Here is a 20,223-nt window from a genome sequence, read left to right as displayed (position 1 = left end):
GACCTGCGGCTAAACGATCCGCATGAAGCGGGGCGGGGCGGGCAGGGGACACAGGATGAGGTGAACGACGGCCTCGGACGGCGTCCCGCGGCGCCGGTGGGGGAGGCACGATGAGCAAGCACGAGAAGGCGGCGGCCAGGAAAGCGGCCGGACGACGCGTCGAGCGGGGGAGCGCCGAGGAAGCGACCCGCACACCCCTGACCCCGACCGAGGCGGAGGCGTCGAGGCGCCCGGCGGGCGTCACACCCGGCGCTACGCCCGGGTTCGAGGAGGGCGACGACGCCGACGGGCGCAGCCGCTACGACGAGGACCCCTGCATCCGCATCAAGGAGCTCAACCCGGACGATTTCGAATGAGGATTTCCGCAGGTCGCGGTGTGCGTGACGGCCTGCCTGGGGGGTAGGCGCAGGGGGCTATGACCGGTACGACAAGGAGGCGCCATGAGCGGCGTTCTTTCCTCCGCCACCAAGAGCTCGGTCCAGCTGGCGGCGCTCGTCGTCGGCGCCGTGTTCCTGCTGATCGGCATTCTCGGGTTCATCCCGGGCATCACCACTAATTACGGCCAGATGCAGTTCGCCGGCCACGAGTCGGGCGCGATGCTGCTGGGCCTGTTCCAGGTGTCGGTTCTGCACAACATCATCCACCTGGTGTTCGGGGTCGCCGGCGTGCTGCTGGCCAGGACGTGGGCGGCAGCGCGCGCGTTCCTGATCGTCGGCGGCATCATCTATCTGGTGGTCTGGCTCTACGGACTGTTCGTCCCGCACGGCAGCCCGGCCAACTTCTTCCCGCTCAACACGGCTGACAACTGGCTGCACCTGGTGCTGGGTGTCGGGATGATCGCGCTCGGGGCCCTGCTGGCCAGGCGGCGTTCGCACGCCGTGACCGGCTAGCGAGCGTCCGGAAGACGTGGGGGAGCGGCGCCGGGCCGCCGCTCCCACACTCACCGGGGCGGCGTGCGCCACCGGCGTGCCCGGCGCGGTGAACGTGCCCTGACGGTGGATCGTGTGCCACCGCAGCCGTACGCCGAGGATCGCCGTGGCCACCGACTGGATCACCACGAGGTACATCAGCTGCCGGTAGACGAACTGCTGCAGCGGCAGCACCCACAGCGCCGAGGCGCGCTCGCCGTCGAGGCGCAGCGCGTACCAGCCGGTCAGTGCCTGCACGGCGACGAACCCCGCCCACACCGCGACGACCGGCAGCGGGTCGCCCACCGCCGTGCTGTAGACCGCCATCAGGTCCACCACGGGAGCGAGCAGCGGCAGCACCACCTGGAACAGGGTCAGGTAACCCAGGCAGCGGCGGCCGAAGGGCGCGCGTTCCAGCAGCGCCTTACGGTGCTTCCACATGGCCTGCAAGGTGCCGTAGCACCAGCGGTAGCGCTGCTTCCACAACTGGCCGAGCGTCGTCGGGGCCTCCGTCCAGGCCAGCGCCTTCTCCTCGTACACCACCCGCCAGCCGGCCCGGCACAACGCCATCGTCAGGTCGGGCGCACCAGCGTGGTGTGCAGGCCCGTCGCGCCCGCCAGCGCCCGCTGCGTCAGCGACAGCTCCAGACGCCGCCGCCACTCCGGGACGGCCGCGAGGTCCGTGTGGGTGTAGGTGTGGTTGCCGAGCTCGTGGCCCTCCGCGACGATGCGCCGGGTCAGCTCCGGATGCTGGGCGACCTTCGAGCCCACCACGAAGAACGTGGCCTTGGCCTGGTAGCGGCGCAGCACGTCCAGCACCTTCGGCGTCCACTCCGGATCGGAGCCGTCGTCGAACGTCAGGGCGACCGTCCGCGCGGGCAGGCGGGCGCTGGCCGGCTCGCCGTCCGTGAGGTTCAGCATGGGGCCGCCGTGGCGTGCCCGCTCCAGGTCAGGGCTCGGGCGGTCGGTGGCGGGCGGGACGGCCTGCGTCTCGCCGACGACGTTGGTGACGTACCCGTTGAGCACGAGCATGGCGGCGACCAGCACCAGCCCGGTGGCCACCAGGAACCAGTGGCCTCTAGGATCCTTCCGCTTCCCCGAGGCCGGCGCGGAGCGGCGCCGGCGGGCGGCTCAGCCACCGGCGGCGGGTGGGGCGCTCGCCCGCGCGGCGTTCGCGGCGGGCCCGCATGCGGCGACCGCCCTTGCGGTGCTTGCCGTACGGCGCCGCCTGCGGTGGCCGGCCTGCTGCTCGGTGCCGCGCTCGTCGTGCTGCTGGGTTGGGCGCTCGGCTGCTCGGACTCGGGACTCTCCCTGGGTGCTGTGGTGCGCGCCTGCTCGGGATCCTGCTGGGTCTGCGCCCGTGTCGGCGGGGCCGTGCTGCTCCTGCGCCGCTCGGCGGTGGGGGAGGGCGACCGGACCAGGGTCTGCGTCGCCACCGGCGGCGGCTGGCTCGGCTCCGTGGTGGGGCGTTCGGGCGTCGGGCTCGAACGGTCGGGCGAGGCCGTGGCGGCCGGGCCGCCGGGCTTGTCCCCGGGCCAGCCGCTCACCGACTGCGTCGTGCTGGAGAACAGCCCGCCGACCACGACGACGAGCAAGCCGAACAAGGCCAGAGTCCCGGCGATCGAACCAAGGATGATGAGTCGCCGGCGACGGCCGCTCTGGTCCACGAAGACCGCTGTGGACTGCGGCTCGAGACCGATCATGGTCAGCGGCTCGGTGTGGTGATGCTCGTTGGGCACGAGGTGAGATGGTAGTGACAATTCTTGAGCTTTGTGACTATTAATGTTGTTGCGAGAAATGAGACAGTACGGGGCTGATTCCTTGCTGGTCAGAGGCGGTAGGCGCACGGCCACGCTCTAAGTCAAGCGTTTTAGCTCTGCTGTAGGCTCCGGCGTCATGGGGAACCGCGAAGACCTGATCGACGGGGCCAAGCGTTGCCTGTACGCCAAGGGCTACGCCCGCACCACCCTGCGTGACATCGCCGACGCCGCCGGCGGTGTGGGCACGGGCTGCGTCGGCTACCACTTCGGCTCCAAGGAGGCGCTGCTCAACGAGGCCCTGTCGCAGGCCGCGCGAGACTGGGCCGAGGAGCTGACGCAGGCGCTGGCGGCCGTCCCCGCCGATCCCGGCGCCGACACGCTGCAGCGGTTCGAGACGGCCTGGGCTCAGATCATCAAGTCGTTCGAGACCCATCGTCCCCTGTGGGCCGCCACGTTCGACGCGCTCGGGCAGAGCGCGCACGCCGAGGAGGTGCGCCGGCATCTGGCCGCCGGGCTGGAGCAGGTGCGTCTCGGCCTGGCCGACGTGCTCGGCGGCCTCGGCCCCGACCATCCCGACGCCCGGCTGGTGGGCGGCTTCTACGAGGCGCTGCTGACCGGCGTCATGGCGCAGTACCTCGTCGACCCCGGACGCGCCCCCTCCAGCCACGACCTGGCCACCGCCCTCGCCGTCATCACCGCGCCCCGCCTCCGGCGAGACGTCCGATGAGCCACCGCCTCCGCTGGGACCGAAGCCCGGTCCCCGACGACCGCGTGCCAGAGCCACGCGTATCGTGACCGTTCCCGGCGAGACGGAGGAGCGCGCGTCGTGACCGTTCCCGATGTGGTCGAGTTGCGGAAGGGATCCCGGCGGCGGGCCGCCGGGCGGCCGCGCGGCCCCGAGCCGGCGTCCGTGCGGGACCTGGAGTGGCCGGACGGGGTGCCACTGCGGCACTGCCGTGGACGACGTGGCCGCGGTGCTGCGCCGCACCCGGCCGGTCGCGGTGGCCGGTGACAGCGCGGGCGCCCACCTGGCCACCCTCGCCTGCCTGCGGCTGCGCGACGAAGGCGACGCCTACGCCGGCCGTCTCGCCCAGGCCGGCGTCCGCGTGACGCACCGGCGGGAGCCCGGCCTGCCGCACGGCTTCATCCAGGACACGAGCCCGGAGGCGACCGCCGCCTGCGACCGCCTCTTCCACGACATCACCGCCATGGTCCACCGGGGGTAGAACGACGGCGGACAGCGCGGCTAACGCGGTGCGCGCAGCGTGGTGGCCGGGGGCCTGCCGTAGGCGGCCTGATAGGCGGCCGCGAACCGGCCCAGATGCGTGAAGCCCCACCGGCGCGCGATCGAGGCCACGGTGGTCCTGGAGGGATCGGCGGCCAGCAGGCTCTCGTGAGCCCGGCGCAGCCGTACGCCGCGCAGGTAGGCCATGGGCGAGGTGCCGAGATGACGCCGGAAGCCCTCCTGGAGGGTACGGACGCTGACGTGAGCCTCCGCCGCCAGCATGGAGGTGGTGAACGGCCGATCCGGCCCGGCCTCCATGAGGTCGATCGCGATGCGGACGGCGCCGGGCCGGGCGGGCTCGGCCCGACGGTCCAGCAGCCGGCGGTGGGGATGGTCGGCCGCCAGCAGCAGACCCTGGAGGAGACTTTCGGCGTAGGGAAGCGCCACCAGCGGGTTCAGCATGACGCTGTCATCGAGACCGAGCTGGTCGACGATCGTCAGCAGCAACCGCGTCCAGCTCGTACCCCGGCCCGCATCGAAGACCGGTGAGAAGAGGATCTGCTCGTTCACCGGCTCGCCCACCTGGGATTCGAGCATCCGATGGACGTGGGTCAGGTCGAATCTGGCGTTCAGCACCCGGGCGCCGCCGCCCAGCCTGGTGGAGACGGCCCCCTCCGCCCGGTACAGCAAGGCCGTTCCGCGCGGCAGGACGATGTCCCCGCCCAGGTAGCGGGATTCGACGCGGCCGTTCAACGGGACCAGCACGTGGTAGCCGGATCGGCTGTCGGCGGGGCGTACCAGCACATCGGCGTCATGGGTGATGTCGCCGATGACAACGGGCCCGCATCGGGCGTAACGCATTCTCGCCGAGGGCCGGCCGCCGCCGAGAGCGTCGATGTCGAAGGAGTTGAAGAACTGCTCCATCTCCTTCTTCTCGTCGTCCAGCGACAGCGCGTGATCCCAGGCGCGCCGCAGGATCTGAGCCATGGTCCCCCCTTCCCGTGTCCCGAGCGTACGGTCAGTCCGTTCGAGCGGGGTGGCGGGGGCGGGCCGGCAGCGGGAATGCCGTGTCGGTCAGCTGTTCCGACAGCGTCCAGAGGCGGGTGGCCAGGTCGGGGTCGGCCGCGGCGGCGGACCGGCCCACCAGGGTGGGACGACCCTTCTGTTCCCTGGCGCCGGCCGGGCCGACGTAGCTCGCCCCCGGCAGGTCGCGGGAGGCGGCGTACAGGATGGGCCGGGCGCCGTCGGCGGCGTCCTGCATGACGAGCCTGCCGACGGTCGCGGCGACGGCTTTCATGAGCGGCCCCAGATGGCGGTTGAGGTTCGTCGCGGCGGCTCCCGGGTGGGCGGCCAGCGCGCGCACGGGGGAGCCGGCGGCGTCCAGACGGCGCTGGAGCTCGAGGGTGAACAGCAGGTTGGCCAGCTTGGACTGCGCGTAGGCCGCCGCGCTCCGGTACGGGCGGCGCTGCCAGTTCAGGTCGTCCAGGTCGATCGCGGCCGACCTGTGGGCGTTGGACCCGACGGTGACCACGCGGTCGGCGATGTGCGGCAGCAGGAGGTTGGTCAGCGCGAACGGCCCGAGATGGTTGACGCCGATCTGCGACTCGAACCCGTCTTTCGTGTGCCCGGGCGGCGTGTTGGCCACTCCGGCGTTGTTGATCAGGACGTGCAGGTCTCCGCTCCAGCTCTCGGCGAAGCCGCGTACCGATGAGAGGTCGGCGAGGTCCAGATGGCGGACCTCGGTGTGGCCGCCGATGGTCGATGTGGCGTGCTCGCCCTTCGTCAGGTCGCGCACCGCGAGGACGACGTGGGCGCCCGCGCGGGCGAGCTCTCGGGCCGCGACGAGCCCGATGCCGCTGTTGGCGCCGGTGATGAGGACGGTACGGCCGGTCCAGTAGGTCATGGACCGAGAGACTAGACATCGTCTAGATTCTAGTCAATGTCTAGATCTCGGTAGGCTGGGGTTCGTGACATCCGGTCGGTACCACCACGGCAACCTCCGCACGGCGTTGCTGGAGCAGGCGGAGCGGCTGTTGGACAAGGTCGGGGCGCACGAGCTCTCGCTGCGCGAGGTGGCTCGGGCGGCGGGGGTGAGCCATGGCGCGCCGCGGCACCACTTCGCCGACAAGCAGGCACTGCTCGACGCGCTGGCCGAGACGGGGTTCGAGCGGCTGCGCAGGGAGCTGGACGAGGCGCTGGCGGCCACGGACGCGCCCTTCGCCGACAGGCTGATCGCGTTCGCCAAGACCTATGTGGGGTTCGCCGTCAGGCACCCCAACCTGGTGACCCTCATGCACGCGAGCAAGGAGAGCTCCCCCCGGCTGCGCGCCGCCAACGACCGGGCGTTCGCGGCGCCGTCCGAGCTGATCGCGCAGGCACAGGCGCGGGGCGACATCGTGGACGGCGACTCCGACCGGGTCGCCATGGCCGTACTCGCCACCCTCCAAGGGCTGGTGGCCCTGGTGGTCAGCGGCATGAGCGGCGACAGGCCCGTGGACGGCCTGGTCTCCGGCACCATCGAGACCCTGCTCCACGGCCTCCGTCCCCGCGCCACCGGCCACGCGTGAACGGCGTACGGTCCGGGAAACGCGCGAGCCTGTCCACATCGCGCGGGATGTGGTCCTCCGGCGGGTGATCGAGGGAACCGGTCACTAGCGTGCGGTGAGGGCGAGATCCTGCCTCGCCCTCAGGCTCGAAGACCATCCGGAGAAGATCCACCATGATCCAAGAACGCGCCGACGCGCGCGACATGTTCGCGGTGCACACCATGTTCCGCCGCGAGTACGGCATGATGCCCGACCTGGTCCGCGCCGTGACGGCCGGCGACCGGGAGCGCGTCACGGTGGTCGCCGACCACATCGCGCTGATGAACCGCGTGCTGCACGGCCACCACACGGGCGAGGACGAGCACATCTGGCCCCTCCTGCTGGAGCGGGTCGAGGCGGGGCTCGCACCGGTCGTCTCCATGATGGAGGACCAGCACGAGCGCATCCACGCGGGCTACAAGCGGCTCGACCTGGCGCTGGCCGCATGGCGCGAGAGCGCCTCCGCCCAGGACCGGGACGCGGTCGCCGAGGTCCTCGACCGGCTGCTGCCGCTGATGACCGAGCATCTCGCCCTCGAGGAGGCGCGCGTCGTCCCGCCCGACCTCCGGCCCATCATCAGGGACGTCGCCACCGCGGCGTACGCCACCTACGCCCAGAAGGTGTACGGCAGCGCCGTGCCTCCCCGCGTCCTGGCCTGACCCGCGCCGCCCCTGCCGCCTAGCGCCGGTAGATCAGGTGCTTCTCGCGCAGCTCCGCGAACGTCTCGAGCGGGCCGGCCCAGCCGGCCTCGACCTCGTCCGCGTCCTTGCCGGCGTCGATGTCGGTGCGCACCTGCGGCGAGCCGGTCAGCTTGTCGATCCAGTACGGCCGCTGCGGGTCGGAGGTGTCGTAGCGCCAGGCGAAGCCGTCCGGGTAGAGGCGCCTTGCCGTGGCGATCATCGCGACGCCCGTCTTGACCGGGTCGAACGCCTCCCGGTCCGTGACGTACACCTGCACCCCGCCGCACAGCGTGTTCGCGTGCTTGGAGAACGTCGGCGTGAAGTAGGACAGCCGGAACCCGACACCGGGCAGGTCCAGCTCGTTGAGCGCGTCCGCCCACCCGTGGTCGACGTACGGGGCGCCGATCAGCTCGAAGGGCCGGGTCGTGCCGCGTCCCTCCGACAGGTTGGTGCCCTCGAACATGCCGGTGCCCGGGTAGACGAACGCGGTGTCCACGGTCGGCATGTTCGGCGACGGCATCACCCAGGGCAGGCCGGTCTCCTCGTACGTCATGTCCGGCTTCCAGCCGCGCATCTCCACGACCTCGAGCTCGGCCGGCCGGTCCAGGAACTCGGCGTTGAACAGCCGCGCCAGCTCGCCGACGGTCATGCCGTGCGCCTGGGAGATCGCCTCCCGGCCGACGAACGTGGCGAACGGCGGCGTCATGATCGGCCCGTAGGCCCGGCGGCCGGTGATCGGGTTGGGCCGGTCGAGGACGACGAACCGCTTGCCCGCCAGCGCCGCCGCCTGCAAGGAGTCGAACATCGTCCAGATGTAGGTGTAGAAGCGGGCGCCCACGTCCTGGATGTCGAACATGATCGTGTCCACGCCCGACCGGGTGAAGATGCCGGCCAGCGCCTGACCGCTCTGCAGGTACGTGTCGTAGACCGGCAGCCCGGTCTGCTCGTCCACGTAGAAGCCCTCGGAGCCGCCGGCCTGGGCCGTGCCGCGGAAGCCGTGCTCGGGGCCGAACACCGCGACGAGGTCGACGTCGTCACTCGCCGCCATCACGTCCACCTCGTGGCCGAGATCCGGCAGGATCCCGGTCGGGTTGGTCACGACGCCGACCTTCTGGCCCCGTACGAGCCGGTAGTCGTCGGCCATCAGGACCTCGACGCCCGTCCGGAGCCTGCCCGGCCGCGGAGGGCGGCCGAGCGACGGCAGGCCCATGCCCGTGCCGGCCACGGCGACGGCCGAGGTCGACAGGATGGCCCGTCGCGAGAAGAAGGTGCCCATCAGGTGTTGCTCCGTCCTGGGGAGGGTCGATAACTCAGGCTGTGTCCGTACGGATAGAGGACCGAGCCGTCGGCGGCCGGGATCGTCACCGGCAGTTCCCCCGTGGGGGCGGTCCGGCCGAAGAGTACCCGCGCCGCGGCCTCCATCGCGGGCCGCTCCCACGAGTACGTCGCGAGGAACGCCGGAGCGCCGGGGAAGTCCGCGATGTCGTACGGGTTCCGGGCGCCCACGACGACGACGGGCTTGCCGGTGGCCAGGAGGGCGTTGACGAGGGTGCGCTGGGACGCCGAGGTGGCGGTGTTCACCGTGGCGACCACGACGACGTCGCTGGCACGGGCCTTGTCCACCGCGGCGGCGACGGTGGCCGCGCCGGGGCTCGCCCCCGTCTCGAACAGCTCCGTGGTGACTCCGAGGTCGCTGATCGCCTTGGCCAGCCGTTCGGCCGGCGGGATCTTGACGGACGGCGGCGCCACGTTGCGGTAGCCGGTCACCAGCACCCGCTGCCCGGTGTCCGTCAGCGGCAGCGCGCCGGCCTCGTTCCGCACGAGGGTCACGCTGTGGTCGGCGACCGCGCGGGCGAGCGCCTTGTGCGCGCGGGAGCCGAGGGTCCTGAGCACCTTGCCCTCGTCGACCTGCTGGTCGCCGTCGAAGAAGCCACGTTTCTTCTTCAGGCTCAGGATCCGGTGGACGGACTCGTCGATGCGCGCCTCGGTCAGCTCGCCCGAGCGCACGGCGTTCAGCACGGCGTTGTAGGCGACGTCGAGGGAGATCGTGCTCGCCGGATCGTCCACGATGATCAGCATGTCGACCCCGGCCTTGAGCGCGAGCACCGGCACCCGGTCGTCGCCGTACTTGTCGCGCACCCCCTGCATCGACAGCGAGTCGCTGACCACGACGCCGTCGTAGCCGAGCTCCTCGCGCAGCAGCCCGGTCATGATCTCCGGATCGAGTGTCGCGGGGTCGCAGCCCTCCTGGGTCTGCACGTCGCAGTCGCTCTGCAGGTACGGCATGACGACGTGCGCCGTCATGATCATGTCGGCGCCCGCGGCGATGCCGGCCCGGAACGGCGGCGCGTCGATCCGCTCCCACTCCTCCCTCGTGTGGAAGATCCACGGCACGCTGTCGTGGCTGTCGTTGACCGTGTCGCCGTGGCCGGGGAAGTGCTTGACGGCCGCCGAGACGCCGCCCTGCTGCAGGCCGCGGACGGAGGCCCGGGTCAGCTCCGACACCAGCCCGGTGTCCTCCCCGAACGAGCGCACCCCGATCACCGGGTTGCGCGGGTCGACGTTGACGTCGGCGACCGGCGCGTAGTCCTGGTTGATGCCGAGTGCGGCCAGTTCCCGGCCGGTGACCTTGCCCGCGGTGAGCGCGTGGCCGGCGCTGCGGGTCGCGCCGAGCGCCATCTGCCCGGGGAAGGCGGTGAACGGCTCGTCCAGCCGGTAGACGGCGCCGTGCTCCTGGTCGGTGGCGATGAGCAGCGGGATCTTCGCGGGCTGCGCCAGCGCGGCCCGCTGCAGGTCGTTGGAGAGGCCCGCCGTCTTCACGGGGTCGTTCAGGTTGTTGGACCAGCGGAAGTAGAGGATCGCGCCGGGCTTGTACTTGGCGATGACGTCGTCGCCGTTCTCGATGCCGGGGCCGTACATCGCCTGGTTCGCCGCGACGTCGGCCGGGGCGGTCGTGTCGCCGCTCTCGCCGTAGACGTTCGTCGCGAACAGCTGCCCGACCTTCTCCTCGAGGGTCATGTTCGAGATCTTGCCGAGGATCCAGGGGTCCTCTCTGCTGTCGGCGTGCACGGCCGGAGCCGTCCCCACGCCGAGAACCACCGCCGCCGCCAGGGCCAGGAACCGCGGGTGACGCATGTCTCCTCCAACCCCTCGCATGTCTGGAAATTTCATGCAAGGTCACGGCACTGCCCGGAAGTTACTTTCATCCCGGCGGATGGTCAACGCCTTCTTTGCCGGAAACTTGGCGCGCGCCGTTGGACTGGGGCACAACCTGGACGACGCCGTTTGTGAGAAATGCCGAAGATGCCTGGACGGCGGGGCTTTACGGTTCGTTCATGCCGCCTCTCGTCCTCGACGACCTCTACCGCATCGCCATCCCCTCAGACCCGCGGATCCGTCCCGACGGAAAGGCCGTGGCGTACACGCTGACGACGGCCGACCGCGACGCCGACGAGAACCGTACCGAGATCTGGCTGGCCGCACCCGGCGCGGAGCCGCGCAGGCTCGCCGCCGGCGGCGCCGCGCGCTGGTCGCCCGACGGGCGGACGCTGGCGTTCCTGCGCCCGGTGGACGGCCGGCCGCAGATCCACCTCCTGCCGATGGACGGCGGCGAGCCCGTCGTGCTCACCTCGGCCGCGCTCGGCGCGGGCGCGCCCGTGTGGTCGCCGGACGGCTCCCGCATCGCCTACGCCGCCGCCGTCGGGCCCGGCCCGGACGGCGCCGCCGCCGCGCCGCACGCGCCCGTCGTGGCCGACCGGCTGGATCACAAGGCCGACGGCGCCGGGCTGCTGCGCGGCGTGACCAGGCACGTGTTCGTCACGGACGTGGACGGCGGCGAGACGGTCCAGGTCACCGAGGGCGACTTCCACGCGAGCGAGCCGACGTGGTCTCCCGACGGGCTCCGGCTGGCCTTCGTCGCCTCCATGCACCCCGACCGCGACCTCGACCTCGGCGGGACCGCGTACGCCGTGGACGCGGCCAAGGGCGCCGTCCCGGACCCGCTGAGCGAGCCCGAGCTGCTCTGCGGCGGCGTCTGGTGGATCGGCGACCGGCTGATCGCCGCCGGGAGCAAGGGCGCGCCGGTGGGGCACACCCGCCTGTACGAGCTCGGGCCCGGGAGAGCGGCCGAGGAGGTGGAGACGGGCCTCGACCGGAACGTCATGACCGGCGCCCCCGGCTATCCCGGCGGCACCCCGGCGCTGCTCGGCGAGGACCTGATCTTCTGCGCCCGCGACGGCGGCTCGACGCACCTCTACCGCGCCCCCGGCGAGCGGCTCGTGCCCGGCGAGGTGAACATCTCGGGCATCAGCACGGCGGCCGGAGCGGTCGCGTACGTGGCGGCCACCCAGGAGAGCGCCGGCGACGTCTACCTCACCGCCCCTAGCCCGAAAAAAGCTGCGTCGGGCGAAATGTCGGATATATCTGGCGCGTCAGCGCCGGATATATCCCGACTCACCACCTACGCCCTCGACGGCGCGAAGCTGTTCAAAGCCCGCCGCCGCACCTTCACCGCCCCCGACGGCACCGAGGTCGAAGCGTTCGTCCTGCGCGACGAGTCCGCGCCGGCCCCCGGCCCGCTCCTCCTGGACGTGCACGGCGGCCCGCACAACGCCTGGTCGCCCGTCTTCGACGGCGTCCACCTCTACCACCAGGTCCTCGCCGCCCAAGGCTGGACCGTGCTCACCGTCAACCCCCGCGCCAGCGACGGGTACGGCGAGGCGTTCTACACCGCCTCCATCGGCGCCTGGGGCCTGTCCGACGCCCAGGACCTGCTCGCCCCCATCGACGCCCTGGTCGCCGAGGGCGTCGCCGACCCCGACCGGCTGGCCGTGACCGGCTACAGCTACGGCGGCTACATGACCTGCTGGCTGTCGGCAACGACCGGCCGGTTCAAGGCCGCGATCCCGGGCGGCCTCGTCAGCGACCTGTCCAGCCTGAGCGGCACCTCCGACCTCGGCCACCTCATGAAGACCCACGAGTACGCCGGGGACCTGGCCGCCCAGTCGCCCATCACCCACGTCGCCGGCGTCACCGCGCCGACCCTCGTCCTGCACGGCGAGAACGACGACCGCTGCCCCGTCGGCCAGGCCGAGCAGTGGTTCGCCGCCCTGCGCGAGCGGCGCGTCCCCGTCAGGCTGGTGCGCTACCCCGGCGCGAGCCATCTGTTCATCCTGAGCGGGCGCCCCTCGCACAGGCACGACTACAACGAAAGGATCATCGCGTGGCTGGAGCAATGGGTCAGCGGCTCGCCGAGCTGATCGCCGAGTACGAGGTTCCCGGCTCGGCGCTGGCGTACTGGCACGGAGGCGAGCTGCACGAGTTCGCGGCCGGCAGCCTCAACACCGCCACCGGCGTGGACGCCACCACCGACGCCCTCTACCAGATCGGCTCGGTCAGCAAGGTGTGGACCGCCACGCTGATCATGCAGCAGGTCGAGAAGGGCCGGCTGACGCTGGACACCCCGGTCGTCGAGGTGCTGCCCGAGTTCAAGCTGGTCGACCCCGAGGTCACCAAGGCCGTCACCATCCGGCAGCTGCTCTGCCACACCAGCGGCATCGACGGCGACGTGTTCATCGACACGGGCCGCGGTGACGACTGCGTGGAGAAGTACGTGGCGGCCCTGGCGGACGTGGCGCTGAACCACCCGCTCGGCGCCACCCAGTCGTACTGCAACGCCGGGTTCGTCGTCGCCGGCCGGGTGCTGGAGGTGCTGGAGGGCAAGCGCTGGGACGACGTGCTGCGCGAGGGCATCTGCGAGCCGCTCGGCCTCACCCACACCTGGACGCTCCCCGAGGACGTGCTGCGCTTCCGCTCCGCCATCGGCCACGACGACGGACAGCCCGTCCCGCAGTGGGGCCTTATGCGGTCGATGGGCCCGGCCGGGCTGATCTGCGCCCGCCCCGCCGACGTGGTCGCCTTCGGCCGCGCCCACCTCGAGGGCGGCCTGCTGGAGGACCCGAGCGCGATGTGGGAGGCGCAGGTCGACATCCCGAACCCGTACACGCTGGGCAAGCAGTGGGGCGTCGGCTGGATCCTCGACGAGTGGAGCGGCCACAAGGTCATCTCCCACGGCGGCAACACCATCGGCCAGCACGCGATGCTCTGGGTCGTCCCCGGCACCGGCACCGTCGTCTGCGTGACCGCCAACGGCGGCCGCAGCGGCGCGTTCACCCGGGCCGTGGCCACGGAGCTGTTCGCCGAGCTGGACGGCCGGACCGTGCCGCCGTCCCCGGTGCCGTCGGACACGCCGCCCGAGGTGGACCTCGAGCCGTACGCGGGCGTGTACGAGCGGGCCGGCGCCCGGATCACGATCGGCGTCCAGGATGGCAAGGGCACGGTGCGCATGGAGTCCACCGGCGAGCTGGCCGGCCTGCACAAGCCCGAGGAGTCCGTCTTCGTCCCCATCGACGAGAACCTCTTCGCCTTCCAGGCGCCCGGCACCCGCGACTGGCTGACGGCCGTCTTCTTCGAGCTGGCCGACGGCACCCCGTACATCCACATGGGCGCCCGCGCCACCCCCAAGGTCAGCTGAGGAGACGCACATGGACCTGCAGGACCGCCTCCAGAAGGCGATAGAGGAGCACGACGTGCCCGGTGCGTCCGTCGCGGTGTGGCGCGACGGCCGGCTGCACGAGGCCGCGGCGGGCGTGGTCAACAAGAACACCGGCGTGACGGCGACGACCGACAGCCTGTTCCAGGTCGGCTCGACCACCAAGGTGTGGACGGCGGCGCTGGTCATGCAGCTGGCCGACGAGGGCCTGGTGGAGCTGGACAGCCCGGTGGGGGCGTACCTGCCGGACTTCGCGCGCGGCGCCGTCACCGTGCGGCAGCTGCTCATGCACAGCGCCGGCTTCGACGGCGACCTGTTCGAGGACACCGGCCGCGGCGACGACTGCCTGGACAAGTACCTGGAGTACCTGCGCGGCGCCGGTCGCGTGCACGAGCCCGGCGAGATCTTCTCCTACTGCAACGCCGGCTACTGCGTGCTGGGCGCGCTGGTGGCCCGGCTGCGCGGCGTCACCTGGGAGCAGGCCATGCGCGAGCACCTGTTCGGCCCCCTGGGGGTCACGCACGCCGCGCTCCTCGGCGAGGAGGCGGTGTACTTCCGCGCCTCGGTCGGGCACGTCGGGCCGGACAACGCCGTCTACTCCGAGTGGCTGATGCCCCGTTCCAACGCCCCGGCCGGCGCCACCATGAGCCTGGCGCTGCGCGAGCTGGTCGCGTTCGGCCGCACCCTGGCCGCGGGCGGCGTCGCGCCGAACGGCACCCGGGTGTTGTCCCAGGAGTCGGTGGCGGCGATGCTCACGCCCCAGATCGACGTGCCCGGCGGCGGCGCCCCGCTGGCCGAGAAGTGGGGCCTCGGGGTGGAGCTGTTCGGCTGGGGCGCGTACGGCCACGACGGCAACACGCCGGGACAGAGCACGTTCTGGCGGATCGTGCCCGGCTCGGACTTCGTCATCGCGATGACCGGCAACGGCGGCTCCTTCGCCGGGCTGGTCGCCGACGTGGCGATGCCGGTCATCGAGGAGGCGACGGGCCTGACGGTGCCGGGCCCGCGCGTGCCGCCGCAGGAGCCGGCCCCCGTCGACGGCTCTCCGTACGAGGGCGCCTACAGCGGCCCCCAGTACGGCTACGAGGTCGCCGCCGCCGAGAACGGACTCGACGTCACCCTGCTGCCCGGCCCGCTCATGGAGAGCATGGGCGCCACCCGGACCACCAGGAGGTACGTGCACTTCGGCGGCGAGTCGTTCATCTCGGCCGAGCCGGAGGACGGCCGCCACGACTCGATCACGTTCGTGCTGCGGGACGGGCGGGCCGCCTACCTGCACAACGGCCGCGCGGTGGCGCGTGCCTGACCTGGCCGGGGTCTTCGCCGACGCGGGCGTGCGGGGCTTCCTGCACGCCCGCGAGGTGGACGGCGACGCCGAGACGGGGCTGGACCCGGACGAGCCCGTGGTGCTCGCCTCCGTCTTCAAGATCGCGGTCGCGCTGGAGTACGCCCGGCAGGCCGCGGCCGGCGAGATCGGCCGCACCGAGCGGCTCACCGTCACCTCCGCCGACAAGGACGGCGGCATCGGCACCTCCGGCTGCCAGGACGACGTGTCGCTCACGCTGCGCGACCTGGCGCACTTCATGATCACCATGTCCGACAACGCCGCGACCGACGTCCTGCTGCGCCGCGTGGGGCTCGACCGGGTCAACGGCACGCTCGCCGCGCTCGGGCTGCGCCGCACCCGGCTCATCGGCGGCTGTGCCGAGCTGTTCGACCAGGTCAGGCAGGACATCGGCGACGACTGGGACGCCGCCACGCAGGAACAACTGCGCACGATGGCCGTCCGCGACCCGGCCCGCACCACCGCCGGGACCTCGCGTGAGATCACCACGCTGCTCGGTCTCATCTGGCGCGACGAGGCCGGCCCGCCCGAGGCGTGCGCCGAGGTGCGCAGGCTCATGGGCGAGCAGATCTGGCCGCACCGGCTGAGCGCCGGCTTCCCCGACGAGGTCAAGGTGTCGGGCAAGACCGGCAGCCTGTGGGGCGTGCGCAACGAGTCGGGCGTCGTGGAGTACCCCGACGGCAGGCGCTACGCCGTCGCGGTCTTCGTGCGCAGCGAGGTCATCAGGGAGCGCCTGCCCCACGCCGACGCCGTCATCGGCCGCGCCGCCCGCCTGGCCGTGGAGCAGCTACGCTGATGTCCGTTTTCGTGGACTATGGTGAGCGGATGAGGAACCGCCCCCGCGCCAGCCTGGGACGGATCCTGCAGGATCTCGGCACCACCGTCCTCGACGTGGCCGCCTCGCCCGGCGACCTCGACGCCGAGGTCACCGGGGTGCACGTCTTCGACCCGCTCGACGAGCTCATCGTGCCGCCGGGCGGGATCGTGCTCGCGGTCGGCGTCCGCGGGGCCGCGGAGATCTGCTCCCTGATCCGGCGCGCCCCCCAGGCCGCCGGCGTCGTCGTGAAGCTGCCCGTCGACGTGGAGGAGGAGGTCCGCGCCACCGTCCTGGAGACCGGCGTGGCCGTGCTCGCCCTCACCCGGGCGGCCTCCTGGGCGCAGGTCGCCGCGCTGCTGCGCTCGCTGCTGGCCGAGGGCGACCTGGCCGAGCCCGGTCAGGGCCCGCAGGGCGACCTGTTCTCGCTGGCCAACGCCGTCTGCGCGCTGCTCGACGCGCCCGTCACGATCGAGGACAGGTCGTCGCGGGTGCTGGCCTTCTCGGGCCGGCAGGACGAGGCCGACCAGGGCCGCGTCGAGACCGTGCTCGGCCGCCAGGTGCCCGAGCGCTACCTGCGCATGCTCGACGAGCGCGGCTTCTTCAAGCAGCTCTACCAGAGCCGCGAGCCCGTCTACATGGAGCTCGGCGAGGAGGGCGTGATCAACCGCACGGCCGTGGCCGTGCGCAGCGGCGACGAGATCCTCGGCTCGATCTGGGTGGCCGTGCGCGAGCCGCTCAGCGAGCAGCGGCGGCGGGCTCTCGCCGACGCCGCCAAGATCGTCGCGCTGCAGCTGCTGCGCGAGCGCGCCGGGGCCGACACCCAGCGGCGCCTGCGCGCCGACCTGCTGTCGACCGTGCTGGCCGGCGGCGCCGACGCGCCCGAGGCCGCCGGACGGCTCGGCATCGCCACCACCCGCCTGTGCGTGCTGGCCGCCCAGCTCACCGACGACGCCGCCGCCGACCCCGCGCGCGGCGAGAGCGACCGGCAGCGCTTCTGCGACGCGCTCGCGCTGCACGTGGCCGCCATCCACCCGAAGGCCGCCGCCGCGTCCGTCGGCTCGATCGCCTACGCCGTGCTGCCGCTGCACTCGGTCGGCGACGAGGAGGCGCGGGCGGTGCGCGTGGCCGAGAGCTTCCTGGCCAGGGTCGGGCCCCGGCACGCCGCCAACATCGGTGTGGGCCGCCTGGCCGCCAACCTCTCGCAGGTGGCCAGGTCCCGGGCCGACGCCGACCGGGCGCTGCGCGTGCTGCGCGCCCGCGGCACCACCGGCCAGGCGGCCGGGTACACCGACGTGCACTTCGAGTCGCTGCTGCTGCAGGTCGCCGACGTGGCCGCCGCCGAGGAGCAGGCCCCGACCGGGCCGTACCAGCGGCTGCTGGAGCACGACGCCGAGCACGGCACCGAGCTGGCCGCCACCCTGCGGGCCTACCTCGACGCCTTCGGCGACGTGAACGTGGCCAGCGCGCGCGTCCACGTGCACGCCAACACCTTCCGCTACCGGCTCAAACGCCTGGTCGAGATCAGCGGGCTCGACCTGTCCGACCCCGACGCCCGGCTCACCGTGATGCTGCAGATGCGGATCTTCGGCCGATAGCACCACACAGGCCGGCCTTTTTCGTGTACCGGCACATAGCACCGAATCTGCGCAGGCAGGAAGGTTGTGCCGTCCCCCCAGGCTTCTGGAGTCCCCATGACAAAACCCGCAGTCGCGGCCCTCGCCGGGCTGGCCCTGCTCACGGCCGCGTGCGGAGGCACGTCGGGCGGCCCGGAGCAGCAGGCCGGCCCGGTCACCGGCGGCACCTTCACCTATGCCATCCCCGCCGACCCCGGCGTCCTCGACCCGGCCCAGGGCGTGTTGTCGGTCACCAACAACGTGCTCGCCGTCGCGTACGACACGCTCGTGGCCGTCGGAGAGGACGGGAAGATCGTCCCCGCGCTGGCCGAGAAGTGGGACGTCAAGCCCGACTCGGTCACCTTCACCCTGCGCAAGGGCGTCACCTGCTCCGACGGCTCCCCGGTGACCCCGTCGAACGTGGCCGACAACGTCAATTACATCGCCGACCCCGCCTCCAAGTCGCCCGTCTACGGGGTGCTGGTGCCCGCCGGCATGAAGGCGGAGGCCGACGACGCCGCCGGCACCGTGACGCTGTCCATGCCGCAGCCGTTCAGCTTCATCCTGGAGAGCACGCGGTCGATGTACATCGTCTGCGGCAAGGGGGTGAAGGACCGCGCCTCGATCGCGCGGGCGACCTCCGGCAGCGGGCCGTACCAGCTCGCCGAGGCGGTCCCGGGTGACCACTACACGTTCAAGGTGCGGCGCGACTACACCTGGGGCCCGGCCGGCGCCACCGCCAAGGAGCTGCCCGAGACGGTGGTGATGAAGGTCGTGCCGAACGAGCAGACCGCCGCCAACCTGCTCGTCGCCGGCTCGCTCAACGGCGCCCTGTTCACCGGCCCCGACCGCACCCGCGTCGAGGCCGCGCCGGGCGTGACCAAGCAGACGCCCTCGGCCGGCAACGGCCAGTTCTTCTACCACCAGGGCGACGACCGCCCCGCCAAGGATCCCGAGGTCCGCAAGGCCCTCACCCAGGCGATCAACCTCCAGGAGCTGGCCGGCATCGCCTCCAGCGGCACCGGCAAGCCGCCCACCGGCCTGGTCCTGGAGCCCCGCCCCTGCCTGGGCGACACGGTCAGCGGCCACGTCCCCGCCTTCGACGCCGCCGCGGCGGCCGCCACGCTCGACGCGGCCGGCTGGAAGCCCGGCCCCGACGGCGTCCGGACGAAGGACGGCAAGCGGCTGACCCTGCGCTACATGTACGCCACCACCCGCGGTCCGGGCAACCAGGCCGCCGCCGAGTACATGGCCGCCGCCTGGAAGAAGCTCGGCGTCGAGGTGAAGCTCAACGGCGTCATCGACACCAAACTGTCGGAGTCGCTCAACTCCACCCAGGACTGGGACGTCGTCTGGCTGCCGATCGGCGTCACCCTGCCGAGCCAGCTGGTGGGCTTCCTGTCCGGCCCGTCCGCCCCCGAGGGAGCCAACTTCGCCCACCTGGCCAACAAGCGCTACGAGCAGCTCGTGGCCGAGGCCGGCGAGCTGCCCTCCGCCGAGGCCTGCGCGAAGTGGCTGGAAGCGGAGTCGGCCCTGTTCGAGGCCGCCGACCTGGTGCCCGTCGTGGACAACACGGTGCTCCTGGCCGGCAAGGGCGCCACGTTCCGCACCACGGCCGGCTCGCTGGTGCCCACCTCGATCCGCCTCACGCAAGGAGGGTGAGTGAGTGATCCCCTGACGGGCGCGCGCCCGCCTGAGATCCCGGCAGGCACCGTCGCGGCGCGCCCGGACAGGACCTCCGGCGGCACGGCCGTGCGCAGGGCGCTGCGCACGGCCGCGCGCCGGATCGTGCGGTTCGCCGTGTCGCTGGCGGTGCTGCTCATCGCGTCGTTCGCGATGATCCACCTCATTCCGGGCGATCCCGTCCGGGCCTCGCTCGGACCGGCCGCGCCGATCGAGCTGGTCGAGGCGCGCACGGCCGCCCTCGGTCTCGACCGGCCGCTGCCGGAGCAGTTCGTCACGTACGTCGGCAACGTCCTGACCGGCGACTTCGGCACGTCGTTCCTCACCGGTGAGCCGGTCAGCGACGTCATCGCGGCCCGCCTGCCGAACACCCTGACCCTCGCCCTGCTCGCCACCGCCGTGGCGCTGCTCGTGGCGGTGCCGCTCGGCATGTGGGCCGCCGTGCGCACCGAGAACGGCCGCAACCGGGGCACCGAGCTGGCCTTCGGCACGGCCACCGGCACGGCCGTGGCGATCCCGGAGTTCCTGTACTCGATCGCGCTGGTCGCCGTCCTGGCCGTCGGCCTCGGCTGGTTCCCGCCCGCCGGCAAGGAGGGCCCCGTCACGTACGTGCTGCCCGTGCTGGCCCTGTCGATCGGGTCGATCGCGATGATCGCCCGCATCACCCGGGTGGAGACGCTGCGCGAGCTCGGCACCGACTACGTCCGGCTGGCCCGCGCCAAGCGCCTGCCCGCGCTCCGCCTGCACCTGCGCCACGTGCTGCCCAACACGCTCACGGCGACCCTGACCGTGGGCGGCCTGCTGCTGAGCTCGCTGATCGCCGGCAGCGTCCTGGTGGAGTACGTCTTCGCCTGGCCCGGTCTCGGCCAGAAGATCGTCGAGTCGATCACGCAGAAGGACTATCCGGTCGCCCAGGCCGTGATCCTCGTCTACGGCGCCATCGTCCTGGTCGTGAACCTCGTCGTCGACCTCGTGCTCGGCGCGCTCGACCCCACCTCGGAGATCAAGGAGGTCTCGGCCTGATGCGGGTCGACGACGCCGACCACACCCCACCGCAC

General features: G+C 72.3%; 18 protein-coding genes and 2 pseudogenes. 14 read left to right on the top strand and 6 right to left on the bottom strand.

From position 1 onward, the window contains the following. Nucleotides 1-110 precede the first annotated feature (110 nt). Together C1J01_RS30980 and C1J01_RS30975 are read left to right on the top strand one after the other, a co-directional pair. Nucleotides 111-356 (top strand): hypothetical protein, encoded by a 246-nt coding sequence (locus tag C1J01_RS30980; protein ID WP_111182515.1) that lies wholly within the window; start codon nt 111-113, stop codon nt 354-356. Nucleotides 357-440: 84 nt separating this feature from the next. Then, nucleotides 441-890 carry a DUF4383 domain-containing protein gene (locus C1J01_RS30975; protein WP_111182517.1) on the top strand — a complete coding sequence of 150 codons (450 nt, stop codon included), beginning with the start codon at nt 441-443 and terminating at the stop codon, nt 888-890. Nucleotides 891-1,289: 399 nt separating this feature from the next. Here C1J01_RS30975 and C1J01_RS54280 read toward each other — a convergent pair. Further along, a pseudogene (locus C1J01_RS54280) lies at nt 1,290-1,664 on the bottom strand (glycosyltransferase family 2 protein); the annotation flags it as partial. After that, nucleotides 1,547-1,828, bottom strand: a pseudogene (locus C1J01_RS54275) (polysaccharide deacetylase family protein); the annotation flags it as partial. The pseudogenes C1J01_RS54275 and C1J01_RS54280, both read right to left, overlap by 118 nt. Nucleotides 1,829-2,140: 312 nt before the next feature. Between C1J01_RS54275 and C1J01_RS30965 the strand changes: the two are divergent. The 3 genes from C1J01_RS30965 to C1J01_RS30955 all read left to right on the top strand — a co-directional run bounded on the left by C1J01_RS30965 (nt 2,141) and on the right by C1J01_RS30955 (nt 3,893). Next, on the top strand, nt 2,141-2,632 hold the full coding sequence (locus C1J01_RS30965; RefSeq protein ID WP_111182514.1) for a hypothetical protein: 492 nt from the start codon (nt 2,141-2,143) through the stop codon (nt 2,630-2,632). 171 nt (nt 2,633-2,803) lie between these two features. Then, nucleotides 2,804-3,394 (top strand): TetR/AcrR family transcriptional regulator, encoded by a 591-nt coding sequence (locus C1J01_RS30960; RefSeq protein ID WP_111182513.1) that lies wholly within the window; start codon nt 2,804-2,806, stop codon nt 3,392-3,394. Nucleotides 3,395-3,623: 229 nt separating this feature from the next. Continuing rightward, nucleotides 3,624-3,893 carry an alpha/beta hydrolase gene (locus tag C1J01_RS30955; protein WP_235854778.1) on the top strand — a complete coding sequence of 90 codons (270 nt, stop codon included), beginning with the start codon at nt 3,624-3,626 and terminating at the stop codon, nt 3,891-3,893. A 20-nt stretch (nt 3,894-3,913) separates the two neighbouring features. Here the strand turns inward: C1J01_RS30955 and C1J01_RS52510 are convergent, their stop codons facing one another. Further along, entirely contained in the window at nt 3,914-4,879 is a 966-nt protein-coding gene (locus C1J01_RS52510; RefSeq protein WP_111182511.1) for an AraC family transcriptional regulator, read from the bottom strand. Nucleotides 4,880-4,910: 31 nt separating this feature from the next. Beyond that, entirely contained in the window at nt 4,911-5,795 is an 885-nt protein-coding gene (locus C1J01_RS30945; protein WP_111182510.1) for an oxidoreductase, read from the bottom strand. Between the two features lie 64 nt (nt 5,796-5,859). On the opposite strand from C1J01_RS30945, the gene C1J01_RS30940 reads away from it, so the two are divergent. Next, nucleotides 5,860-6,459 carry a TetR/AcrR family transcriptional regulator gene (locus C1J01_RS30940; protein ID WP_111182509.1) on the top strand — a complete coding sequence of 200 codons (600 nt, stop codon included), beginning with the start codon at nt 5,860-5,862 and terminating at the stop codon, nt 6,457-6,459. A gap of 152 nt (nt 6,460-6,611) precedes the next feature. Next, nucleotides 6,612-7,136 (top strand): hemerythrin domain-containing protein, encoded by a 525-nt coding sequence (locus tag C1J01_RS30935; protein WP_111182508.1) that lies wholly within the window; start codon nt 6,612-6,614, stop codon nt 7,134-7,136. A gap of 19 nt (nt 7,137-7,155) precedes the next feature. Here the strand turns inward: C1J01_RS30935 and C1J01_RS30930 are convergent, their stop codons facing one another. Together C1J01_RS30930 and C1J01_RS30925 are read right to left on the bottom strand one after the other, a co-directional pair. Beyond that, nucleotides 7,156-8,433: an exo-beta-N-acetylmuramidase NamZ family protein gene (locus tag C1J01_RS30930; protein ID WP_111182507.1), complete on the bottom strand. Its 1,278-nt coding sequence runs from the start codon at nt 8,431-8,433 to the stop codon at nt 7,156-7,158. Further along, nucleotides 8,433-10,292, bottom strand: a complete 1,860-nt coding sequence (locus C1J01_RS30925) for a glycoside hydrolase family 3 protein (protein WP_181449052.1) — start codon at nt 10,290-10,292, stop codon at nt 8,433-8,435. Before C1J01_RS30925 ends, C1J01_RS30930 begins: the two co-directional genes overlap by 1 nt. Nucleotides 10,293-10,492: 200 nt before the next feature. Here C1J01_RS30925 and C1J01_RS51450 point away from each other — a divergent pair, with 200 nt between their 5' ends. The 7 genes from C1J01_RS51450 (at nt 10,493) to C1J01_RS30890 (ending at nt 20,188) form a co-directional block, all read left to right on the top strand. Beyond that, complete coding sequence (locus C1J01_RS51450) at nt 10,493-12,415, top strand: S9 family peptidase (protein WP_111182505.1); 1,923 nt, start codon at nt 10,493-10,495, stop codon at nt 12,413-12,415. After that, complete coding sequence (locus tag C1J01_RS51445; RefSeq protein WP_235854777.1) at nt 12,379-13,689, top strand: serine hydrolase domain-containing protein; 1,311 nt, start codon at nt 12,379-12,381, stop codon at nt 13,687-13,689. Before C1J01_RS51450 ends, C1J01_RS51445 begins: the two co-directional genes overlap by 37 nt. Before the next feature lie 10 nt (nt 13,690-13,699). Beyond that, nucleotides 13,700-15,013: a serine hydrolase domain-containing protein gene (locus C1J01_RS30910; protein WP_111182503.1), complete on the top strand. Its 1,314-nt coding sequence runs from the start codon at nt 13,700-13,702 to the stop codon at nt 15,011-15,013. Continuing rightward, nucleotides 15,006-15,848 carry a serine hydrolase gene (locus tag C1J01_RS30905; protein WP_111182502.1) on the top strand — a complete coding sequence of 281 codons (843 nt, stop codon included), beginning with the start codon at nt 15,006-15,008 and terminating at the stop codon, nt 15,846-15,848. The genes C1J01_RS30910 and C1J01_RS30905 overlap by 8 nt, the downstream gene beginning before the upstream one ends. 29 nt (nt 15,849-15,877) lie before the next feature. Continuing rightward, nucleotides 15,878-17,464: a PucR family transcriptional regulator gene (locus C1J01_RS30900; protein ID WP_181449051.1), complete on the top strand. Its 1,587-nt coding sequence runs from the start codon at nt 15,878-15,880 to the stop codon at nt 17,462-17,464. A 96-nt stretch (nt 17,465-17,560) separates the two neighbouring features. Beyond that, nucleotides 17,561-19,144 (top strand): ABC transporter substrate-binding protein, encoded by a 1,584-nt coding sequence (locus C1J01_RS30895; protein WP_111182500.1) that lies wholly within the window; start codon nt 17,561-17,563, stop codon nt 19,142-19,144. Beyond that, the gene (locus C1J01_RS30890) at nt 19,145-20,188 is read left to right on the top strand and encodes an ABC transporter permease (RefSeq protein WP_235854776.1); all 1,044 of its coding nucleotides are present in this window, start codon (nt 19,145-19,147) and stop codon (nt 20,186-20,188) included. It abuts the gene before it with no gap. Nucleotides 20,189-20,223: the final 35 nt, after the last annotated feature.

It is taken from the genome of Nonomuraea aridisoli (assembly GCF_003236395.1).
GTDB classification, from domain to species: domain Bacteria; phylum Actinomycetota; class Actinomycetes; order Streptosporangiales; family Streptosporangiaceae; genus Nonomuraea; species Nonomuraea aridisoli.
This window is presented reverse-complemented; position numbering and strand designations above follow the sequence as displayed.